This window comes from Mesorhizobium sp. B3-1-7, assembly GCF_006439385.1.
GTDB lineage: Bacteria > Pseudomonadota > Alphaproteobacteria > Rhizobiales > Rhizobiaceae > Mesorhizobium.
On sequence record NZ_VFTL01000062.1, the window covers coordinates 1 to 20,970 of the forward strand.

General features: G+C 63.0%; 16 protein-coding genes, 1 tRNA gene and 2 pseudogenes. 17 read left to right on the forward strand and 2 right to left on the reverse strand.

Annotated features, from left to right (window positions below; translation table 11 throughout):
- From FJ417_RS32060 to FJ417_RS32120, 13 genes and pseudogenes are all read left to right on the forward strand, one after another.
- Window positions 1-84, forward strand: a pseudogene (locus FJ417_RS32060) (elongation factor Tu); the annotation flags it as partial.
- A gap of 279 nt (window positions 85-363) precedes the next feature.
- A complete protein-coding gene (locus FJ417_RS32065) occupies window positions 364-1,902 on the forward strand; it encodes a hypothetical protein (RefSeq protein WP_140786229.1) in 1,539 nt (512 codons plus the stop codon).
- 147 nt (window positions 1,903-2,049) lie between these two features.
- Window positions 2,050-2,535 (forward strand): group II truncated hemoglobin, encoded by a 486-nt coding sequence (locus tag FJ417_RS32070; protein ID WP_140786225.1) that lies wholly within the window; start codon window positions 2,050-2,052, stop codon window positions 2,533-2,535.
- 140 nt (window positions 2,536-2,675) lie between these two features.
- Window positions 2,676-2,751 (forward strand) — tRNA-Trp (locus FJ417_RS32075).
- Window positions 2,752-3,099: 348 nt separating this feature from the next.
- Complete coding sequence (secE, locus tag FJ417_RS32080) at window positions 3,100-3,303, forward strand: preprotein translocase subunit SecE (protein ID WP_027170383.1); 204 nt, start codon at window positions 3,100-3,102, stop codon at window positions 3,301-3,303.
- Between the two features lie 27 nt (window positions 3,304-3,330).
- Window positions 3,331-3,858 (forward strand): transcription termination/antitermination protein NusG, encoded by a 528-nt coding sequence (gene nusG, locus FJ417_RS32085; RefSeq protein ID WP_140545994.1) that lies wholly within the window; start codon window positions 3,331-3,333, stop codon window positions 3,856-3,858.
- A gap of 184 nt (window positions 3,859-4,042) precedes the next feature.
- Window positions 4,043-4,471 (forward strand): 50S ribosomal protein L11, encoded by a 429-nt coding sequence (gene rplK / locus FJ417_RS32090; RefSeq protein ID WP_095765524.1) that lies wholly within the window; start codon window positions 4,043-4,045, stop codon window positions 4,469-4,471.
- Window positions 4,472-4,475: 4 nt separating this feature from the next.
- Window positions 4,476-5,174 carry a 50S ribosomal protein L1 gene (gene rplA / locus FJ417_RS32095; RefSeq protein WP_140637120.1) on the forward strand — a complete coding sequence of 233 codons (699 nt, stop codon included), beginning with the start codon at window positions 4,476-4,478 and terminating at the stop codon, window positions 5,172-5,174.
- A 366-nt stretch (window positions 5,175-5,540) separates the two neighbouring features.
- Window positions 5,541-6,059: a 50S ribosomal protein L10 gene (gene rplJ, locus FJ417_RS32100; RefSeq protein WP_140545996.1), complete on the forward strand. Its 519-nt coding sequence runs from the start codon at window positions 5,541-5,543 to the stop codon at window positions 6,057-6,059.
- A 54-nt stretch (window positions 6,060-6,113) separates the two neighbouring features.
- Window positions 6,114-6,494, forward strand: a complete 381-nt coding sequence (gene rplL, locus FJ417_RS32105; RefSeq protein ID WP_059189560.1) for a 50S ribosomal protein L7/L12 — start codon at window positions 6,114-6,116, stop codon at window positions 6,492-6,494.
- 268 nt (window positions 6,495-6,762) lie between these two features.
- Window positions 6,763-10,899 carry a DNA-directed RNA polymerase subunit beta gene (gene rpoB / locus FJ417_RS32110; RefSeq protein WP_140786226.1) on the forward strand — a complete coding sequence of 1,379 codons (4,137 nt, stop codon included), beginning with the start codon at window positions 6,763-6,765 and terminating at the stop codon, window positions 10,897-10,899.
- 130 nt (window positions 10,900-11,029) lie between these two features.
- The gene (rpoC, locus tag FJ417_RS32115) at window positions 11,030-15,226 is read left to right on the forward strand and encodes a DNA-directed RNA polymerase subunit beta' (protein WP_140646980.1); all 4,197 of its coding nucleotides are present in this window, start codon (window positions 11,030-11,032) and stop codon (window positions 15,224-15,226) included.
- Window positions 15,227-15,404: 178 nt separating this feature from the next.
- On the forward strand, window positions 15,405-16,070 hold the full coding sequence (locus FJ417_RS32120) for an O-methyltransferase (protein WP_140786227.1): 666 nt from the start codon (window positions 15,405-15,407) through the stop codon (window positions 16,068-16,070).
- 33 nt (window positions 16,071-16,103) lie between these two features.
- Here the strand turns inward: FJ417_RS32120 and FJ417_RS32125 are convergent, their stop codons facing one another.
- The gene (locus FJ417_RS32125) at window positions 16,104-17,033 is read right to left on the reverse strand and encodes a Gfo/Idh/MocA family oxidoreductase (RefSeq protein WP_140786228.1); all 930 of its coding nucleotides are present in this window, start codon (window positions 17,031-17,033) and stop codon (window positions 16,104-16,106) included.
- A gap of 83 nt (window positions 17,034-17,116) precedes the next feature.
- Complete coding sequence (locus FJ417_RS32130) at window positions 17,117-17,398, reverse strand: transcriptional regulator (RefSeq protein ID WP_140646983.1); 282 nt, start codon at window positions 17,396-17,398, stop codon at window positions 17,117-17,119.
- Between the two features lie 460 nt (window positions 17,399-17,858).
- Here FJ417_RS32130 and rpsL point away from each other — a divergent pair, with 460 nt between their 5' ends.
- From rpsL to FJ417_RS32150, 4 genes and pseudogenes are all read left to right on the forward strand, one after another.
- On the forward strand, window positions 17,859-18,230 hold the full coding sequence (gene rpsL, locus FJ417_RS32135; protein WP_006202128.1) for a 30S ribosomal protein S12: 372 nt from the start codon (window positions 17,859-17,861) through the stop codon (window positions 18,228-18,230).
- A gap of 9 nt (window positions 18,231-18,239) precedes the next feature.
- A complete protein-coding gene (gene rpsG, locus FJ417_RS32140; RefSeq protein ID WP_027170372.1) occupies window positions 18,240-18,710 on the forward strand; it encodes a 30S ribosomal protein S7 in 471 nt (156 codons plus the stop codon).
- Between the two features lie 27 nt (window positions 18,711-18,737).
- Window positions 18,738-20,828 carry an elongation factor G gene (gene fusA, locus FJ417_RS32145; protein ID WP_140646984.1) on the forward strand — a complete coding sequence of 697 codons (2,091 nt, stop codon included), beginning with the start codon at window positions 18,738-18,740 and terminating at the stop codon, window positions 20,826-20,828.
- Window positions 20,829-20,893: 65 nt separating this feature from the next.
- Window positions 20,894-20,970, forward strand: a pseudogene (locus tag FJ417_RS32150) (elongation factor Tu); the annotation flags it as partial.

Genomic DNA, 20,970 nt, shown 5'->3' on the forward strand with positions numbered 1-20,970 from the left:
GCCATGGAAGAGAAGCTGCGCTTCGCCATCCGTGAAGGCGGCCGCACCGTCGGTGCCGGCATCGTCGTCACCATCAAGGAATAATCGATCCGGCACTTGCCGGTTCGACAAAGAAAGGGCGGTCCTCGGCCGCCCTTTTGCTTTGGAGTGGTATCGCGCGGCCCTTTTCAATTCTGTTGCAAGCCCCGTCCCCGCAACTAGTATGGGTTGTACCCGAGGGGCTTGCCAGACGTGGTTTCAACATTCCGTTCAAAGACCATACGGTGTTGGCGCGGGCTGCTTCGGCTGGGATTGGCCGCTGCCACAGGGCTGGCCGCGCTCAGCGCCGCCGCAAAGGAAACGCCCGCGGACTACGGTCCGGCGATGCGCTTCGTCGTCGTGCGCAGCAGCGCGCCGGGCTGCGAGCCGAACTGCCCGGAATGGATTTCCGCCGAAGGCACGATCGAGGCCGGCACGCCGGCGCAGCTGAGACGCCTGCTGAAGACGCTCGGCGGGCGGCCACTGCCGATCGTCGTCAATTCACCAGGCGGCAATGTCGATGCCGCGCTGCAGCTTGGCCGCATGGTCCGCAAGAACAAGCTCGATATCGCGGTCGGCATCACGGAGTTTTCCGGCTGCTCGCCGGGGATGAAGAACTGCCTGGACAATGGCCGCAAGGGCCAGCCCTATTCCGGCGTCGCTTATGACAGCGGCGCGATGTGCAATTCGGCCTGTCCGCTGATGTTTGCCGGCGGCATCCGCCGCGTGGTCGGCGAATGGGCCTATCTCGGTGTGCACCAGATCACCACCACCTACCAGCGTGAGAAGCTGCTCTACCGCACGACCTATCGGATCGTGAACGGCAAGAAGAAGATCGTCAGCACCAGGATCGTCAGCCGCAAGAATGCCGGCAGCTACAAGACCTATGAGATGAGCAGGACGGTCGAGAAGCGGCTGTCGGCCTATCTGAAGGAAATGGGTGTCGAGCAGGGCGTTCTGGGCGTGATGAAGGCGACGCCTGCCAGCGACATCAGGCAGATCGAGCCCGAAGACATGCTGGAGATGAAACTCGTCACCAGTCTCGATTCGCTCGACCTGCTGACCGAGAGAACCATTTGCCAGCGCAATCCGGCGCCGGCGAATTGTCGCGAGGTTCCCGCGAACGGCGCGCCGGCCGCGATCGCTGCAGTCGGGGCCGGGCCCTCACACATTGCGCCGGTTCCCGCGCCGGCGCCGCAGGCCCACGAACAGGAGATGCGCTTCGTTCTTGTTCGCGGCAGCAATCCGCTTTGCAATCCCGATTGTCCGGAATGGATTTCGGCGGAAGGCACGATCGCGGCAGGCACCGCCGACAAGCTCCGCCAACTGCTCGATACGATCCGGGAGCGCCGGTTGCCCATCATTGTCGATTCGCCGGGTGGAGACGTGCAGGCTGCGCTTGCCGCGGGCCGGCTGATCCGCGAGCGCGGGTTGGATGTCGCAGTCGCCCGAACGGATTTTCTCGATTGCGATCCGGGCGCAGTGGGGTGCGTCGCGGCGGATGGTCTCCATGCCGGGCTCACCATCGATGCAGGCGCCGAATGCGACGCAGCTTGTGCGGTGATGATCGCCGGCGGCGTCCGGCGCCTGGTTGGCGCCGGTGCGCATTTTCTGGTGCATTCCATGGGCATGGAAGACAAGGTCAGGGCCTACCTCGACGAAATGGCGGTCGGCTCGGGCTTTTTCGTCGCCATGCAGTCGGCCGAATATGCGAAGCACAGGGAACTCAGCCGGGACGAACTGAAGACATTCGGGCTGACAACCGGGCCGCAGTCGGTCGACGCGCTGACGGGCGCCACCATTTGCAGATCCGCGCCCAGGCCGGACAATTGCCGCGTTCGTCCGGCCGCCGATGCCGAGGCGAAGGCGCCGGCGAAGCTGTAGAGCAATTCCAGGAAAAGTGTTTACGGTTTTCCGTCCGGAATTGCGTAAACAAAGGAGATAGCGCGTACTGGCCATCGAGGCAGGTTGAGCGGGGCAGGGCGCTGACACTATCCTGCTCGTGCTTTTATACACGGTGGAGGAGCGGCGATGAGCGAGGACATCCCGACTTTATATGCGTGGGCCGGCGGCGGCGAGGCGCTGAACCGGCTGACCCGGACCTTTTATGACAAGGTGGCCGCGGATCCGGTCGTCGGGCCGGTATTCAGGCACATGTCGCCGGATCACCCGGCGCATGTCGCCGCCTTCATCGGCGAAGTCTTTGGCGGGCCGAAGACCTACAGCGAGAAGCATGGCGGCCATCGCGAAATGGTGATGCATCACCTTGGCAAGCACCTGACCGAGGAACAGCGCCGCCGCTGGATCAATCTCCTTGCCGACGCGGCGGACGAGGTCGGCCTGCCGGACGACCCCGAATTCCGCTCCGCCTTCATGGGCTATGTCGAATGGGGGTCGCGGCTGGCGAAGATGAACTCGAATCTGGGCGAGACCTGCGATCCCGAGACCGAGCCGATGCCGGCCTGGGGCTGGGGCGTGCCGGGCGGACCTTATAAGCCGCCGGCCGGGAAATCTTAAAGAGCGGGCGCGCCCCCCGCGATCGATTGCCGGCAGCCGCGCAATTCAGATTTCCGGCAAAGGGTCCAAAACCGCTGCCGAGTGCTCTTTACAGAGTGCCCGGAAGCTTTTAGGAAGCGCCTGCGCCGAACAGCGCATGCACGGGCATAGCTCAGTTGGTAGAGCGGCGGTCTCCAAAACCGCAGGTCGTAGGTTCGAGCCCTGCTGCCCGTGCCATTTCTCCAAACGGCAAAACAAAGCTCTTCCGGTTGAAAATCGGCGGGTGGCTTGCCATATGGTGGGAATTGGGGCATAAGCCCCGCATAGCCGGGACGGGACGACTGGATGGTTCCGAGGCGGCGTTGGGACATAAAGCGGACCCTTGCCACTTGCGTGGATTAAGAATCGGTTTTATGTAGACAAGACAGACACGCGACGCGTGGAGCTGGGAAGCCGGCTTTACGCGTCTGATTTGCGTGGGTGAAATAGCGGCGCTGATTCGCGCCGTATAGAGCCCAGGCGGCACGTCCCGGTCAGCGGGATCATCCAGGAGGCCCGGCCAACGGGTCTTGAAACAGGCGGCACATGGCTTCGAAAACCACTAATCCCTTCACCTTTCTCCAGCAGGTTCGCGCGGAGACGGCCAAGGTGACATGGCCTTCGCGGCGCGAAACCATGATCTCGACCGTGATGGTCCTGGTGTTCGCGGTGATCGCGATGCTGTTCTTCTTCGCTGCCGATATTCTGATGGGCTACGCGATCGAGTGGATCCTGGGTCTCGGACATTAATTCGGCGGTTTACGGAGAGGTCGTGAAATGACTGCACGGTGGTATATCGTCCACGCCTATTCGAACTTCGAGAAGAAGGTCGCCGAGGACATCGAGAACAAGGCCAAGCAGAAGGGCCTGTCCGGCGATATCGAGCAGATCGTCGTGCCGACCGAGAAGGTCGTCGAGATCCGCCGTGGCCGCAAGGTCGATGCCGAGCGCAAGTTCTTCCCGGGCTATGTGCTGTTGAAGGCCAATCTGACCGATGCCGTGTTCTCGCTGGTCAAGAACACGCCGAAGGTCACCGGTTTCCTGGGCGACTCCAAGCCCGTGCCGATCACCGAGACCGAGGCGCAGCGCATCCTGAACCAGGTTCAGGAGGGCGTCGAGCGGCCGAAGCCTTCGGTCACCTTCGAGATCGGCGAGGCGATCCGCGTTTCGGACGGTCCGTTCGCGTCGTTCAACGGCGTCGTCCAGGAAGTGGACGAGGAGCGTGCCCGCCTCAAGGTGGAAGTTTCGATCTTCGGGCGCGCCGTGCCCGTCGATCTGGAATTCGGACAGGTCGAAAAGGGCTGATCCGTACACCCGCGCCGGAAGGCGTTGGTACACCCGCGCCGCGAGGCGTCGGGAGCGGCGGCAGACGCCGCATGAACGGGTGGGAGGCGAAGGCGGCACAGCCGGCCGTCGGAACCGCACCACCAGACTGCAACCGTCGCGTTCCCCGGATAAGGGGCCGGCATGAGAAAAGGCAGGAATAGAGATGGCTAAGAAAGTTGCAGGCCAGCTCAAGCTCCAGGTTGCCGCGGGCTCGGCCACGCCGTCGCCCCCGATCGGCCCGGCGCTTGGTCAGCGCGGCATCAACATCATGGAATTCTGCAAGGCGTTCAACGCGCAGACCCAGGAGCTCGAGAAGGGATCGCCGATCCCGGTCGTCATCACCTACTACCAGGACAAGTCGTTCACCTTCGTCATGAAGACGCCGCCGGTGAGCTACTTCCTGAAGAAGGCAGCCAACCTGAAGTCGGGCTCCAAGGAGCCGGGCAAGGTCAAGGCTGGCACGATCAGCCGCGACAAGGTGCGCGCGATCGCAGAGCAGAAGATGAAGGACCTGAACGCAAACGACGTCGAGGCGGCCATGCGCATGGTCGAGGGTTCCGCCCGCTCGATGGGCCTGGAAGTGGTGGGCTAAGATCATGGCAAAGATTGCAAAGCGTATTGCCAAGAGCCGCGAAGGCATCGATCCGAACAAGGCTTACGCCCTCTCCGAGGCGCTGCAGCTGCTCAAGGACCGGTCCAAGGTGAAGTTCGACGAGACCGTCGAGATATCGATGAACCTCGGCGTCGATCCGCGCCATGCCGACCAGATGGTCCGCGGCGTGGTCAACTTGCCGAACGGCACCGGCCGCTCGGTGCGCGTCGCGGTGTTTGCCCGTGGCGACAAGGCCGAGGAAGCCAAGGCCGCCGGCGCCGATATCGTTGGCGCCGAGGACCTTGTCGACATCGTCCAGAAGGGCACGATCGATTTCGATCGCTGCATCGCCACGCCGGACATGATGCCGCTGGTCGGTCGTCTGGGCAAGGTTCTCGGCCCGCGCGGCATGATGCCGAACCCGAAGGTCGGCACCGTGACCACCGATGTGGCCGCGGCCGTCAAGGCTTCGAAGGGCGGCGCCGTCGAGTTCCGCGTCGAGAAGGCCGGCATCGTCCAGGCCGGCGTCGGCAAGGTCTCGTTCGACGTCAAGGCGCTGGAAGAAAATGTCCGCGCCTTCGCCGATGCGGTGACCAAGGCCAAGCCCGCGGGCGCCAAGGGCAACTACGTCAAGAAGGTGTCGGTCACCTCGACGATGGGCCCCGGCCTCAAGCTCGACATCGCGACGCTCGCCGCGTCGTAAGTGTCATCTGATCGGCTAGGCCGATCGCAAAAGAATCCCGGACCGCCGATCCGTCGGCGGCCCGGTACCCCGGAAGCCGAAAGGTTTCCGGATATCCTGTCCGAGATTGCAGGCGGCCCAAAAGCCTTAATTCACTTGGGCCTGCATGAGACGGGTGAAGACCCGACAAAGGAGCCAAGCTCCAATGAAAGGTTCGAACCGTGTTTGCCTTTTGTCTGCGCACTATCCGGCGTGCCGGCTGGTGTGGCGAAAGGGGGCAGGATCCTCGAGCGTCGTTCGGGAGATCCGTACTGGATGGCCCGGCCGGCAAAAGGCAACCCGACGCCTGACCTCGTTAATGGGGCAGGGGTCAACTGGAGATAGGCAGTGGACAGAGCGGAAAAACGCGAACTCGTCACGGGCCTGAATGATGCGTTTTCAAGCGCTGGTTCAGTCGTCGTGGCCCACTACGCCGGTATCACCGTCGCGCAAATGAACGACCTCCGGTCGAAGATGCGCGCCGCCGGTGGCACCGTCAAAGTCGCGAAGAACCGTCTCGCCAAGATCGCTCTTCAGGGCACGGACTCCGCATCGATCATCGATCTGTTCAAGGGACAGACGCTGGTCGCTTATTCGGAGGATCCGATTGCGGCGCCGAAGGTCGCGTCCGATTTCGCCAAGGGGAATGACAAGTTGATCATTCTCGGTGGCGCGATGGGTACGACCTCGCTCGATGCCGACGGTGTGAAGGCACTCGCCACACTACCGTCGCTCGACGAGCTGCGCGCCAGGCTGGTTGGCATGATCGCCACGCCGGCTACCCGGATCGCCCAGATCGTCAATGCGCCCGCGGCTTCGGTCGCGCGTGTCATCGGCGCTTACGCCCGGAAGGACGAGGCGGCATGAGGCCGTTCCTCGCTGTCAACAACACACGTTCGAACCTAGTGAAGGAATACAAAAATGGCTGATCTCGCAAAGATCGTAGACGACCTTTCGAAGCTGACCGTCCTCGAGGCGGCCGAGCTGTCGAAGCTCCTGGAAGAGAAGTGGGGCGTTTCGGCTGCCGCTCCGGTGGCGGTTGCCGCTGCTGGCGGCGCTGGTGCCGCTGCCGCTGCTCCGGCTGAAGAGAAGACGGAATTCGACGTCGTTCTCGCCGATGCCGGCGCCCAGAAGATCAACGTCATCAAGGAAGTCCGCGCCATCACGGGCCTTGGCCTCAAGGAAGCCAAGGACCTGGTCGAAGCGGCTCCGAAGCCGGTCAAGGAAGGCGTTTCCAAGGCCGACGCCGACAAGTTCAAGGCTCAGCTGGAAGCAGCTGGCGCCAAGGTCGAGCTGAAGTAAGCCTGTTAGGCGAGGGCGGACGGTCTCGCGCCGTCCGCCCCCTCCCTTGACGAAGGGAGGGTTCTGTTGCGCGAGGCGTTTGAAAACCTCTTTCCTGAGGGCCGAAAAGCGGCCTTCCGGAAACGGGTTTTCTCCCGTTTTAGCCGGTAGCCGCCAAACCATCGGCAGGGCGGCCGGAAAAACAGATAGGGGCAGCCGCCAAGGCCGCCCGTTGGTGCAAGGCGAGCCGCGGCGAGGTTCGTCCCGAGTTTATAGCTAAGGAGCGACGATGGCCCAGACCCAGACTTTCAATGGCCGCAGACGCGTACGCAAGTTCTTCGGAAAGATCCCGGAAGTTGCGGAGATGCCGAATCTCATCGAGGTTCAGAAGGCATCCTATGACCAGTTCCTGATGGTGGACGAGCCCAAGGGCGGCCGTCCGGACGAAGGGCTGCAGGCCGTTTTCAAGTCGGTCTTCCCGATCTCCGACTTTTCCGGCTCCTCGATGCTGGAGTTCGTGAAGTACGAGTTCGAGGCACCGAAATTCGACGTTGACGAGTGCCGTCAGCGCGACCTGACCTATGCTGCCCCGCTGAAGGTGACGCTGCGCCTCATCGTGTTCGATATCGACGAGGATACCGGCGCCAAGTCGATCAAGGACATCAAGGAGCAGGACGTCTACATGGGCGACATGCCGCTCATGACGTCGAACGGCACCTTCATCGTCAACGGCACCGAGCGCGTCATCGTCTCGCAGATGCACCGTTCGCCGGGCGTCTTCTTCGACCATGACAAGGGCAAGTCGCACTCATCGGGCAAGCTTCTGTTTGCCGCGCGCGTCATTCCCTATCGCGGCTCGTGGCTCGACATCGAGTTCGATAGCAAGGACGTCGTGCACGCCCGCATCGATCGTCGCCGCAAGATTCCGGTGACGTCGCTCTTGATGGCGCTCGGCATGGACGGCGAGGAGATCCTGTCGACCTTCTACAACAAGATCACCTACAAGCGCGCCGGCGACCACTGGCGCATTCCGTTCAACGTCGAGCGTTTCCGCGGCCTCAAGGCCGTCGGCGACCTGGTCGACGCCGACACCGGCGAGATCGTGGTCGAACAAGGCAAGAAGATCACCGCCCGCCAGGCTCGCCAGCTCGGCGAGAAGGGTCTCAAGGCCATCAAGGCGACCGACGAGGACCTGCTCGGCAACTACCTTGCCGAGGACATCGTCAACTACGCCACCGGCGAGATCTTCCTCGAAGCCGGCGACGAGATCGACGACAAGACGCTAAAGGTGCTGCTCGGCACCGGCGAGGACGAGATCCAGATCCTGGACATCGACCACGTCAATGTCGGCGCCTACATCCGCAACACGCTCAACGTCGACAAGAACGAGAGCCGCCAGGACGCGCTGTTCGACATCTACCGCGTCATGCGCCCGGGCGAGCCACCGACGCTCGAGACCGCCGAAGCCATGTTCAACTCGCTGTTCTTCGACAGCGAGCGCTACGACCTGTCGGCTGTCGGCCGCGTCAAGATGAACATGCGGCTCGAGCTCAAGGCCGAGGACACCGTGCGCGTGCTGCGCAAGGACGATATCCTGGCCGTGGTCAAGACGCTGGTCGAACTCCGCGACGGCAAGGGCGAGATCGACGACATCGACAATCTCGGCAACCGCCGCGTGCGTTCGGTCGGCGAGTTGATGGAGAACCAGTACCGCGTCGGCCTGCTGCGCATGGAGCGCGCGATCAAGGAGCGCATGTCCTCGATCGAGATCGACACGGTCATGCCGCAAGATCTGATCAACGCCAAGCCGGCCGCCGCCGCCGTGCGCGAGTTCTTCGGTTCCTCGCAGCTGTCGCAGTTCATGGACCAGACCAACCCGCTGTCGGAGATCACGCACAAGCGCCGCCTGTCGGCGCTTGGACCGGGCGGCCTGACCCGCGAGCGCGCCGGCTTCGAGGTGCGCGACGTGCACCCGACGCATTACGGCCGCATCTGCCCGATCGAAACGCCGGAAGGCCCGAATATCGGTCTGATCAACTCGCTGGCTACCTTCGCGCGCGTCAACAAGTACGGCTTCATCGAAAGCCCGTACCGCAAGATCGTGAGCGGCAAGCTTACCAACGAGGTTGTCTACCTGTCGGCGATGGAAGAGGCCAAGCACTATGTCGCGCAGGCCAACGCCGAGCTCGACAAGAACGGCAGCTTCGTCGACGAGTTCGTCATTTGCCGTAACGCCGGCGAAGTGATGATGGCGCCGCGCGAGAACGTCGACCTGATGGACGTCTCGCCGAAGCAGATGGTGTCGGTCGCGGCAGCGCTCATCCCGTTCCTCGAGAACGACGACGCCAACCGCGCGCTGATGGGCTCGAACATGCAGCGTCAGGCCGTGCCGCTGGTGCGCGCCGAGGCGCCGTTCGTCGGCACCGGCATGGAGCCGGTCGTCGCCCGGGACTCGGGTGCTGCCATCGGCGCCCGCCGCGGCGGCGTGGTCGACCAGGTCGACGCCACCCGTATCGTCATCCGCGCCACGGAAGATCTCGACCCCGGCAAGTCCGGCGTCGACATCTACCGGCTGATGAAGTTTCAGCGTTCGAACCAGAACACCTGCATCAACCAGCGTCCGCTGGTGCGCATGGGCGACCGCGTCAACAAGGGCGACATCATTGCCGACGGTCCCTCGACCGAGCTCGGCGATCTGGCGCTCGGCCGCAACGTGCTGGTCGCGTTCATGCCGTGGAACGGCTACAACTACGAGGACTCGATCCTGCTCTCCGAGCGCATCGTGGCCGACGACGTCTTCACCTCGATCCACATCGAGGAGTTCGAGGTCATGGCGCGCGACACCAAGCTCGGGCCGGAGGAAATTACGCGCGACATTCCGAACGTTTCGGAAGAGGCGCTGAAGAACCTCGACGAGGCCGGCATCGTCTATATCGGTGCCGAGGTGCAGCCGGGCGACATCCTGGTCGGCAAGATCACGCCGAAGGGCGAAAGCCCGATGACGCCGGAAGAAAAGTTGCTCCGCGCCATCTTCGGCGAAAAGGCCTCGGACGTCCGCGACACCTCCATGCGCATGCCTCCGGGCACCTTCGGCACGGTCGTCGAAGTGCGCGTCTTCAACCGCCACGGCGTGGAGAAGGACGAGCGCGCGATGGCGATCGAGCGCGAGGAGATCGAGCGTCTGGCCAAGGACCGCGACGACGAACAGGCGATCCTCGACCGCAACGTCTATGCGCGTCTTTCCGACGTGCTGGTCGGGAAGGAAGCGATCGCCGGACCGAAGGGCTTCAAGAAGGGCTCGAAGCTGTCGAAGGACACGCTCGACGAGTATCCGCGTTCGCAGTGGTGGCAGTTCGCCGTGGAGAACGAGAAGCTCCAGGGCGAACTCGAGGCCCTGCGCGGCCAGTATGACGAGTCCAAGAAGGCGCTCGAGCAGCGTTTCATGGACAAGGTCGAGAAGGTGCAACGCGGCGACGAAATGCCTCCGGGCGTCATGAAGATGGTCAAGGTCTTCGTGGCGGTGAAGCGCAAGATGCAGCCGGGCGACAAGATGGCCGGCCGTCACGGCAACAAGGGTGTCGTGTCGCGCATCGTTCCGGTCGAGGACATGCCTTTCCTCGAGGACGGCACGCATGCCGATATCGTGCTCAACCCGCTGGGTGTGCCGAGCCGCATGAATGTCGGCCAGATCCTGGAAACGCATCTGGGCTGGGCTTGCGCAGGCATGGGCAGGAAGATCGGCGAGCTGATCGACGCGTATAAGGGTGGCGGCGATATCAAGCCGCTGCGCAAGACGCTGGAAAGCTTCATGCCGGCCAACGACCGCAACGAGCCGATCCGCGAGTATGACGACGAGAGCATCGTTCGCCTGAGCGAGCAGATGCGCCGCGGCGTCTCCATCGCGACACCGGTGTTCGACGGCGCGCATGAGGCCGACATCAACACCATGCTGGAGCAGGCAGGCCTGCACACCAGCGGTCAGTCGCAGCTCTATGACGGCCGCACCGGCGAGCCGTTCGATCGCAAGGTGACGATGGGCTATATCTATATGCTCAAGCTGCATCACCTGGTGGACGACAAGATCCACGCGCGTTCGATCGGTCCGTACTCGCTCGTCACCCAGCAGCCGCTGGGCGGCAAGGCGCAGTTCGGCGGCCAGCGCTTCGGCGAAATGGAGGTCTGGGCGCTCGAAGCCTACGGCGCCGCCTACACACTGCAGGAAATGCTGACGGTGAAGTCGGACGACGTCGCCGGCCGCACCAAGGTCTACGAGGCGATCGTGCGCGGCGACGACACGTTCGAGGCAGGCATTCCGGAGAGCTTCAACGTTCTCGTCAAGGAAATGCGCTCGCTGGGCCTGAATGTGGAGCTGGAGAATACCCAGGTCGAAGAGACCCCGACGCGTCTGCCCGACGCAGCCGAGTAAAACCCACGGCGCGCCGCTCTAGGATGCGGCGCGCCCTTCAAATTTTTCGGTCGGGCAACCGGCCAGTCTGCGGACATTTCGTCCGCGATCGATGCAAGGGGTTATCGAGGACCCCGAAAAGGAGAACGGCATGAACCAAGAGGTCATGAATCTCTTCAATCCGCAGGCGCCTGCGCAGGTGTTCGATTCCATCCGGATCTCGCTTGCCAGCCCAGAGAAGATTCTGTCCTGGTCGTTCGGCGAGATCAAGAAGCCGGAGACCATCAACTACCGCACCTTCAAGCCGGAGCGTGACGGCCTGTTCTGCGCGCGCATTTTTGGCCCGATCAAGGACTATGAGTGCCTGTGCGGCAAGTACAAGCGCATGAAGTACAAGGGCGTCATCTGCGAAAAGTGCGGCGTCGAAGTCACGCTGTCGCGCGTCCGCCGCGAGCGCATGGGCCATATCGAGCTCGCCGCGCCCGTCGCCCATATCTGGTTCCTGAAGTCGCTGCCTTCGCGCATCGGCACACTGCTCGACATGACGCTCAAGGATATCGAGCGTGTGCTCTACTTCGAGAACTACATCGTCACCGAGCCCGGCCTCACCGCGCTGAAGGAGAACCAGCTCCTCAGCGAGGAAGAGTACATGCTTGCCGTCGACGAGTATGGCGAGGACTCTTTCACCGCCATGATCGGCGCCGAGGCCATCCATGACCTTCTGGCCGGCATGGACCTGGAGAAGATCGCCGGCGACCTGCGTTCGGAGCTGGCTTCGACCACCTCCGAGCTCAAGCAGAAGAAGTATCTGAAGCGGCTCAAGGTCGTGGAAAACTTCATGGAATCCGGCAACCGTCCGGAATGGATGATCATGAAGGTTGTTCCGGTGATCCCGCCGGACCTGCGTCCACTCGTCCCGCTGGACGGCGGTCGCTTCGCCACGTCCGACCTCAACGATCTCTATCGCCGCGTCATCAACCGCAACAACCGCCTGAAGCGGCTGATCGAGTTGCGCGCGCCCGGCATCATCGTGCGCAACGAAAAGCGCATGCTGCAGGAAGCCGTCGACGCGTTGTTCGACAATGGCCGTCGCGGCCGCGTCATCACCGGCGCCAACAAGCGTCCGCTGAAGTCGCTGTCCGATATGCTCAAGGGCAAGCAGGGCCGGTTCCGTCAGAACCTGCTCGGCAAGCGCGTCGACTATTCCGGCCGCTCGGTCATCGTGACCGGTCCGGAGCTGAAGCTGCATCAGTGCGGCCTGCCGAAGAAGATGGCGCTCGAGCTGTTCAAGCCCTTCATCTACGCCCGCCTCGACGCCAAGGGTTTCTCCTCGACCGTCAAGCAGGCGAAGAAGTTGGTCGAGAAGGAGCGTCCGGAGGTCTGGGATATTCTCGACGAGGTCATCCGCGAGCATCCGGTGCTCCTGAACCGCGCGCCGACGCTGCACCGCCTCGGCATCCAGGCGTTCGAGCCGATCCTGATTGAAGGCAAGGCGATCCAGCTGCATCCGCTGGTCTGCACCGCCTTCAACGCCGACTTCGACGGCGACCAGATGGCGGTCCACGTGCCGCTGTCCTTGGAAGCGCAGTTGGAAGCCCGCGTGCTGATGATGTCGACCAACAACATCCTGCACCCGGCCTCCGGCGCGCCGATCATCGTGCCGTCGCAGGACATGGTTCTCGGTCTCTACTATCTCTCGATCGTCAACCAGAACGAGCCGGGCGAGGGCATGGTGTTTGCCGACATGGGCGAGCTCCAGCATGCGCTGGAGACCAAGGCCGTGACGCTGCACGCCAAGATCAAGGGTCGCTTCCGCACCGTCGACGCCGAAGGCAAGACGGTGTCGAAGATCTACGACACCACGCCTGGCCGCATGATCATCGGCGAACTGCTGCCGAAGAACGTCAACGTGCCGTATGAGACCGCCAACCAGGAGATGACCAAGAAGAACATCTCCAAGATGATCGACACCGTCTACCGCCACTGCGGTCAGAAGGAGACGGTCATTTTCTGCGATCGCATCATGGCGCTCGGCTTCGCGCATGCCTGCCGCGCCGGCATCTCGTTCGGCAAGGACGACATGCTGATCCCGGATTCCAAGATCAAGCTGGTCTCCGAGACCGAGGCTTTGGCCAAGGAATACGAGCAGCAGTACAATGACGGCCTGATCACCCAGGGCGAGAAGTACAACAAGGTCGTCGACGCCTGGGCCAAGTGCTCGGAAAAGGTCGCCGACGAGATGATGGCCCGCATCAAGGCGGTGGAGTTCGAGGACAATGGCCGCCAGAAGCCGATGAACTCGATCTACATGATGTCGCATTCGGGTGCGCGCGGTTCGCCCACCCAGATGCGTCAGCTCGCCGGCATGCGTGGCCTGATGGCCAAGCCCTCGGGTGAAATCATCGAGACGCCGATCATCTCGAACTTCAAGGAAGGCCTTACCGTGCTCGAGTATTTCAACTCGACCCACGGCGCCCGCAAGGGTCTGGCCGACACCGCCTTGAAGACGGCGAATTCGGGTTACCTCACCCGCCGTCTCGTCGACGTGGCGCAGGACTGCATCGTCAACTCCGTGGATTGCGGCACCGACAAGGGCCTCACCATGCAGCCGATCGTCGATGCCGGTCAGGTCGTCGCTTCGGTCGGCCAGCGCGTGCTGGGCCGCACCGCGCTCGACGACATCAACCATCCAGTCTCCGGCGAATTGCTGGTCAAGGCCGGAACGCTGATGGATGAGCGCGATGTGGAGCAGATCGAAAAGGCCGGCGTGCAGTCGATCCGCATCCGTTCGGCGCTGACCTGCGAGGTCAGGACCGGCGTGTGCGCTGTCTGCTACGGCCGCGACCTGGCCCGCGGTACCCCCGTCAACCAGGGCGAGGCCGTCGGCGTCATCGCGGCGCAGTCGATCGGCGAGCCGGGCACCCAGCTCACCATGCGTACCTTCCACATGGGCGGCACGGCGCAGGTGGTGGATAGCTCGTTCCTTGAAGCCTCCTATGAGGGCAAGGTGCAGATCCGCAACCGCAACGTGGTGCGCAACTCGGAAGGCCAGCAGATGGTCATGGGCCGCAACATGGCGGTGCTCATCCTCGATGAGACCGGCAAGGAGCGCGCCACGCACCGCGTCGCCTATGGTTCGCGTATCTTCGTGGACGATGGCGACAAGGTGAAGCGCGGCCAGCGTATCGCCGAGTGGGATCCCTATACCCGCCCGATCCTCACCGAAATCGAGGGCAGGGTGGCGTTCGAGGATCTGGTCGACGGCATCTCCGTGCAGGAAACGGCCGACGAGTCGACCGGCATCACCAAGCGTGAGGTCATCGACTGGCGTTCGACGCCGCGCGGCAGCGACCTGAAGCCCGCGATCGTCATCCAGGACGCCAAGGGCAAGGTCGGCAAGCTGTCGAAGGGCGGCGATGCACGCTTCCTGCTCTCGGTCGAGGCCATCCTCTCGGTCGAGCCGGGCGCGCATGTCCGTCCGGGCGACGTGCTTGCGCGTATCCCGATGGAAAGCGCCAAGACCAAGGACATCACCGGCGGTCTGCCGCGTGTTGCGGAATTGTTCGAGGCTCGCCGTCCGAAGGATCACGCCATCATCGCCGAGATCGATGGCACGATCCGCTTCGGCCGCGACTACAAGAACAAGCGCCGCATCATCATCGAGCCGCATGACTCGACGCTCGAGCCGGTGGAGTACCTGATCCCGAAGGGCAAGCCGTTCCATCTTCAGGACGGCGACGTCATCGAGAAGGGCGACTACATCCTCGACGGCAACCCGGCGCCGCACGACATCCTGGCGATCAAGGGCGTGGAGGCGCTTGCCTCCTACCTCGTCAACGAGATCCAGGAGGTCTACCGTCTGCAGGGCGTGTCGATCAACGACAAGCACATCGAGGTGATCGTTCGCCAGATGCTGCAGAAGGTCGAGATCACCACACAGGGCGACTCGACCTACATTCCGGGCGACCACGTCGACGTCATCGAACTGGAAGAGGTCAACGAGCGCCTGATCGAGGACGGCAAGAAGCCGGCCGAAGGTCAGCCGGTGCTGCTCGGCATCACCAAAGCCTCGCTGCAGACGCCGTCCTTCATCTCGGCCGCTTCCTTCCAGGAGACGACCAGGGTGCTCACCGAGGCCGCGGTTGCCGGCAAGACCGACATGCTGCAGGGCCTGAAGGAAAACGTCATCGTCGGCCGTCTGATCCCGGCCGGCACGGGCGGTACGATGAGCCAAATCCGGCGCATCGCAACCTCGCGCGACGAGCTCATCATCGACGAGCGCCGCAAGGCCTCCGGTGTCGAGGTCGCCGACCCGATGCTGACCGACATGGTCAACGCCGCGCAGTGAGCGGCTTGACATGAGAAACGATGAGAAGGGGCCCACGTGGCCCCTTCTTGCATTTCAAGAGCGTGATCCCGAAAAGCGGACGCCGGTTTTCGGAAGAGATCGTGATCGAATAAAGAGACCAGATCAGTATGACGGTTCTATTAGCCGTCATCCTGATCTTCACGAACGAGGAAGAACTATGAGCAGCAAGACTTGGACGGCTGTCGACGACTACATCGTTTCCTCTCTTTTCGAAGCGGATCCCGTCCTGGATGCGGTGCTTAAGGCCAACCGCGATCAGGGCCTGCCCGCGATCGACGTGTCGGCCGCGCAGGGCAAGCTGCTGTCGCTGCTGGTGCGCATCCGCGGCGCGAAGAAGGTGCTGGAGATCGGCACGCTCGGCGGCTACTCGACCATCTGGATGGCGAGGGGATTGCCGGCGGACGGCAAGATTGTGACGCTGGAGCTCGATCCGCACCACGCCAAGGTCGCGCGCTCGAATTTCGAGCGGGCAGGGGTTTCCGACAGGGTCGACCTGCGCGTAGGCCCTGCGCTGCAGTCGCTTGGCAAGCTGGCGGACGAAGGTGCCGGATCGTTCGACCTCATCTTCATCGATGCCGACAAGCCGAACAACCCGAACTATCTGACCCGGGCCATGAAGCTGTCGCGCCCAGGCACCGTCATCGTCTGCGACAACGTCATCCGCGACGGCGCGGTCGTGAAAAAGAACAGCGGCGACGCCAATGTCGAAGGCGCTCGCGCCGCGTTTTCGTTCATCGGCGGCGAGAAGCGGCTGGACGGCACCGCCATCCAGACCGTAGGCGCCAAGGGCTATGACGGCTTCGCCATTGCGATGGTCGACTGAGGATGCCGTTGGCCTCGGCGCTTTGCCGCCGCCTCAGTCGAAGAACGCCTCGACCACGTTGCGCTTGCCGAGCATGAACGCGTCGGCGACGTGCTGCAGCGGCGCGAGGTCGACATCGGAAGTCCCGGCGCGAACGATCTCGGCGAAGCGCTTGTAAAGCATCGGATATTCGGCCTCGGGCTCGTCGTGGACGACCTTGCCATCGACGGCGAGCTTAGCGCCGCCGCCCGACAGCACCATCTTGCCCTTGTCGGTCTCGGCGACGATGTCCCAGCTCTGCGGGCCGGTCTGAAGCCAGTCGAGCTCCATCGTCACCGGCAGGCCGTTGGACGTGCGGAAGGCGACATGTGCCGCGACCGGTGCCGCGCGGTTCTCCGGAAAATCGAGCACGGCCGAGGTGATGAACATAGCAGGCAGGATGTGGGTGGCGATCGACAGCGCGTTGATGCCCGGATCGAACACGCCGAAGCCGCCGGGTTCCCAGATCCATTCCTGGTTCGGGTGCCAGCGGCGCACGTCTTCCTTCCAATTGATGGCGGCCGAAATCAGTCTGGCCGAGGCAAGGAAAGCGCGCGCGGCCTCCACCGCCGGCGCATAGCGCGAATGCCAGCTGGCAAAGAGCGAGACGCCGTTCCTTTCGGCAAGCGCCTTGAGGTGTTCGACTTCGCTGACCGTGGCGCCCGGCGGCTTTTCGAGGAACACATGCTTTTTCGCCTCCAGCGCGGTGCGCGCGGCGTCGTAACGGAACTGCGGCGGCATGCAGAGCGAGACCGCCTCGAGGCCGGGTTCGGCCGCAAGCATGGCTTCGATCGTTGGATAGTTCGGGATCTCGTCGACTTTGCCGTGGCGGCTGGCCGCGGCGGCGAGCTGAAAGTCCCCATCCTTGGCGACAGCCGGCAAATGCTGGTCGCGCACGATCTTGCCCACACCGACGATGCCGAGCTTGATGGGACTGCTGGTCATGGAAACTCCAAGGAATGAAAGAGTGCCTAGCGGGGCAGGTTTGTCCGGCGGGTTCTGGGAAATATGACGGCTGGCCGCGCTTTTCAGATCGGCTCTTCAAAGGTGACGATCGAAACTTCGCCTTCGAGCGCGCCCTGATAGGCCGACAGATGCGGCTCCTCGTCGGGCTCGCCCTCCATGTCGCCGATCTGGTCGAGCTCGGCCTCGGCGTAACCTTCCGCGGCGAGCGATTCGAGCGCGCGGCGCACGGCAGAATCATCGTCGGGCGCCACCAGCATCACGTGCACGCCCTCCGGCTTGCCGCCTTTCTTCTTCCAGACCCGCCCGGTGATGATCGTGACCGGCCGTTCTTCATTGTCGTTCACGGCTGATTCCTCGTTTCCCCGGCGATTGTCCGGTGCAAGCCGCCTTTTGGCACGAAGCAAGGGCGCAGGACAGCGCAAAGCCAGTCACTTTCTTCCTCGCTCTTGAAAAAAGACGCAAGAAAATTACATGCGTTTTTCGCATGGCTGCCCAGCTTTGGGTTGGACGCAATATTTGCCGCGCCGGGGTTGACGGACCCTGGGGTTGCGAGTAGAAGCCGCGACGTCAGAACCGATGTGAGGCTCTCCTGTCCGAAGCGACACGCTTTGGAGTTTGCCTCAAACAGGGTTCGTTTTACGAGCGAAAAGACATTTCCGGCGCGCATGAAGCGGCTTCCGCTTCCTCTGCAATTTGTTCGGGCAGGACCGCGAAGCGCGGTGTGTTGCCCGAATTTGCGTATGGGAATGACGCTTTGAGCGGCCCTGACAGGGCAGACACGGAATTGAGAGACAAGAGGGTTTAATGCCTACCGTCAACCAGCTGATCCGCAAGCCGCGCCTGGCGCCGGTGAAGCGTAACAAGGTCCCGGCCATGCAGCAGAACCCGCAGAAGCGGGGTGTCTGCACGCGCGTCTACACCACGACGCCGAAGAAGCCGAACTCGGCGCTGCGCAAGGTGGCCAAGATTCGCCTGACCAACGGCTTTGAAGTGATCGGCTACATCCCCGGCGAAGGCCACAACCTTCAGGAGCACTCGGTGGTCATGATCCGCGGCGGTCGCGTCAAGGATCTGCCGGGCGTCCGCTACCACATCATCCGCGGCGTGCTCGACACGCAGGGTGTGAAGAACCGCAAGCAGCGTCGTTCGAAATACGGCGCCAAGCGTCCGAAGTAAGGGTTTCCCATGTCCCGTCGTCACAGTGCAGAAAAGCGTGAGATCAATCCGGACCCCAAGTTCGGCGATCTGATTGTCACCAAGTTCATGAACGCCGTCATGTATGACGGCAAGAAGTCGGTTGCCGAGACCATCGTCTATGGCGCGCTGGACCAGGTCCAGGCCAAGACCAAGCAGGAGCCGGTCACCGTCTTCCATCAGGCGCTCGACAATGTCGCGCCGCATGTGGAAGTGCGCTCGCGTCGCGTTGGCGGCGCCACCTACCAGGTTCCGGTCGACGTGCGCCCCGAGCGCCGTCAGGCGCTGGCCATCCGCTGGCTGATCGCCGCGGCCCGCAACCGCAACGAGACCACCATGGTCGACCGCCTCTCGGGCGAGCTGATGGACGCGGCCAACAACCGCGGCACGGCCGTCAAGAAGCGTGAAGACACCCACAAGATGGCGGAAGCCAACCGCGCCTTCGCGCATTACCGCTGGTAACGCGAAAGAGACTGAGAGGCACCTCCCATGGCCCGCGAATACAAAATCGAAGACTACCGCAATTTCGGTATCATGGCGCATATCGACGCCGGCAAGACGACGACGACCGAGCGCGTCCTCTACTACACGGGCAAGTCGCACAAGATCGGCGAAGTCCATGACGGCGCTGCCACCATGGACTGGATGGAGCAGGAGCAGGAACGCGGCATCACCATCACGTCGGCCGCGACCACGACCTTCTGGAAGGGTCGCGACGGCAAGATGCGCCGCTTCAATATCATCGACACCCCCGGACACGTCGACTTCACCATCGAGGTCGAGCGTTCGCTGCGCGTGCTCGACGGCGCCATCGCGCTGCTCGACGCCAACGCCGGCGTGGAGCCGCAGACCGAGACCGTGTGGCGCCAGGCCGACAAATACCATGTGCCGCGCATGATCTTCTGCAACAAGATGGACAAGATCGGCGCCGACTTCTACCGCTCCGAGGAAATGATCGCCTCGCGCCTCGGTGCGCAGGCCGTCGTCATGCAGCTGCCGATCGGCGCCGAGACCGAGTTCAAGGGCGTCGTCGACCTCGTCGAGATGAACGCGCTCGTCTGGCGCGACGAGACCCTGGGCGCTGCCTGGGACGTTGTCGAGATCCCGGCCGACCTGAAGGAAAAGGCCGAGCAGTACCGCGAGAAGATGATCGAAGCCGCCGTCGAGATGGACGAGACCGCGCTCGAGAATTACCTCGAAGGCAAGATGCCGTCGAACGACGAGATCCGCGCGCTGATCCGCAAGGGCACCATCGCGGTCAAGTTCTACCCGATGTTCTGTGGCTCGGCCTTCAAGAACAAGGGCGTGCAGCCGCTGCTCGACGCCGTTGTCGAATACCTGCCGTCGCCGATCGACGTGCCGGCCATCAAGGGTGTCGACGCCAAGACCGACGCCGAGATCGAGCGTCATGCCGATGACAACGAGCCGCTGTCGATGCTGGCGTTCAAGATCATGAACGACCCGTTTGTCGGTTCGCTGACCTTTGCCCGCATCTATTCGGGCAAGCTCGCCAAGGGCACCTCGGTCGACAACACCGTGAAGGGCAAGAAGGAGCGCATCGGCCGCATGCTGCAGATGCATGCGAATTCGCGCGCCGACGTCGAAGAAGCTTACGCAGGCGACATCGTCGCCCTGGCTGGCCTCAAGGACACGACCACCGGCGATACGCTCTGCGATCCGCTGCATCCGGTCATCCTCGAGCGCATGGAATTCCCCGATCCGGTCATCCAGATCGCCATCGAGCCGAAGACCAAGAACGACCAGGAAAAGATGGGCCTCGCGCTGCATCGTCTGGCGGCCGAGGATCCGTCCTTCCGCGTCAAGACCGACGAGGAAAGCGGCCAGACCATCATCGCCGGCATGGGCGAGCTGCATCTCGACATCATCGTCGATCGCATGCGCCGCGAGTTCAAGGTCGAAGCCAATGTCGGCGCGCCGCAGGTGGCTTATCGCGAGACGATCACCCGCACCCACGAGCAGGACTACACGCACAAGAAGCAGACCGGCGGTACCGGCCAGTTCGCCCGCGTCAAGATCATATTCGAGCCGAACACCGAGAGCGAAGAGTTCGTGTTCGAGTCCAAGATCGTCGGCGGTGCGGTTCCGAAGGAATACATCCCGGGCGTCGAGAAGGGCATCAACAGCGTCATGGGTTCCGGCCCGTTCGCCGGCTTCCCGATGATCGGTGTCAAGGCCACGCTGATCGACGGCGCCTTCCACGACGTCGACTCCTCGGTGCTGGCGTTCGAAATCGCCTCCCGCGCCTGTTTCAAGGAAGCCGCTCCGCGCCTCGGCGTGCAGTTGCTCGAGCCGATCATGAAGGTCGAGGTCGTGACGCCGGAAGATTACGTCGGCGGCGTCATCGGCGATCTCAACGGCCGTCGTGGTCAGATCCAGGGTCAGGAAGCGCGCGGCGTTGCCGTCGTCATCAACGCGATGGTGCCGCTCGCGAACATGTTCAAGTACGTCGACAATCTGCGTTCGATGTCGCAGGGCCGCGCTCAGTACACGATGCAGTTCGACCACTACGAGCCGGTTCCGACCGCGGTCGCCCAGGAAGTTCAGAAGAAATACGCGTAACTCGAGCGGGTTGCACGAGACCTTAATTCAAGGCCCGCACGGGCAGGCAGGAATGGAGAGATCACATGGCAAAAGGTAAATTCGAGCGCACCAAGCCGCATGTGAACATTGGCACGATCGGCCACGTCGATCATGGCAAGAC

Bases quoted from the DNA above. Each gene is read 5' to 3' on its own strand.
- FJ417_RS32070 (WP_140786225.1), top strand. From the start codon at position 2,050: ATGAGCGAGGACATCCCGACTTTATATGCGTGGGCCGGCGGCGGCGAG.
- rplL (WP_059189560.1), top strand. From the start codon at position 6,114: ATGGCTGATCTCGCAAAGATCGTAGACGACCTTTCGAAGCTGACCGTC.
- rpoB (WP_140786226.1), top strand. From the start codon at position 6,763: ATGGCCCAGACCCAGACTTTCAATGGCCGCAGACGCGTACGCAAGTTC.
- nusG (WP_140545994.1), top strand. From the start codon at position 3,331: ATGACTGCACGGTGGTATATCGTCCACGCCTATTCGAACTTCGAGAAG.
- FJ417_RS32120 (WP_140786227.1), top strand. From the start codon at position 15,405: ATGAGCAGCAAGACTTGGACGGCTGTCGACGACTACATCGTTTCCTCT.
- rpsG (WP_027170372.1), top strand. From the start codon at position 18,240: ATGTCCCGTCGTCACAGTGCAGAAAAGCGTGAGATCAATCCGGACCCC.
- FJ417_RS32065 (WP_140786229.1), top strand. From the start codon at position 364: ATGCGCTTCGTCGTCGTGCGCAGCAGCGCGCCGGGCTGCGAGCCGAAC.
- rplA (WP_140637120.1), top strand. From the start codon at position 4,476: ATGGCAAAGATTGCAAAGCGTATTGCCAAGAGCCGCGAAGGCATCGAT.
- rplK (WP_095765524.1), top strand. From the start codon at position 4,043: ATGGCTAAGAAAGTTGCAGGCCAGCTCAAGCTCCAGGTTGCCGCGGGC.
- secE (WP_027170383.1), top strand. From the start codon at position 3,100: ATGGCTTCGAAAACCACTAATCCCTTCACCTTTCTCCAGCAGGTTCGC.
- rpsL (WP_006202128.1), top strand. From the start codon at position 17,859: ATGCCTACCGTCAACCAGCTGATCCGCAAGCCGCGCCTGGCGCCGGTG.
- fusA (WP_140646984.1), top strand. From the start codon at position 18,738: ATGGCCCGCGAATACAAAATCGAAGACTACCGCAATTTCGGTATCATG.
- FJ417_RS32125 (WP_140786228.1), bottom strand. From the start codon at position 17,033: ATGACCAGCAGTCCCATCAAGCTCGGCATCGTCGGTGTGGGCAAGATC.
- rpoC (WP_140646980.1), top strand. From the start codon at position 11,030: ATGAACCAAGAGGTCATGAATCTCTTCAATCCGCAGGCGCCTGCGCAG.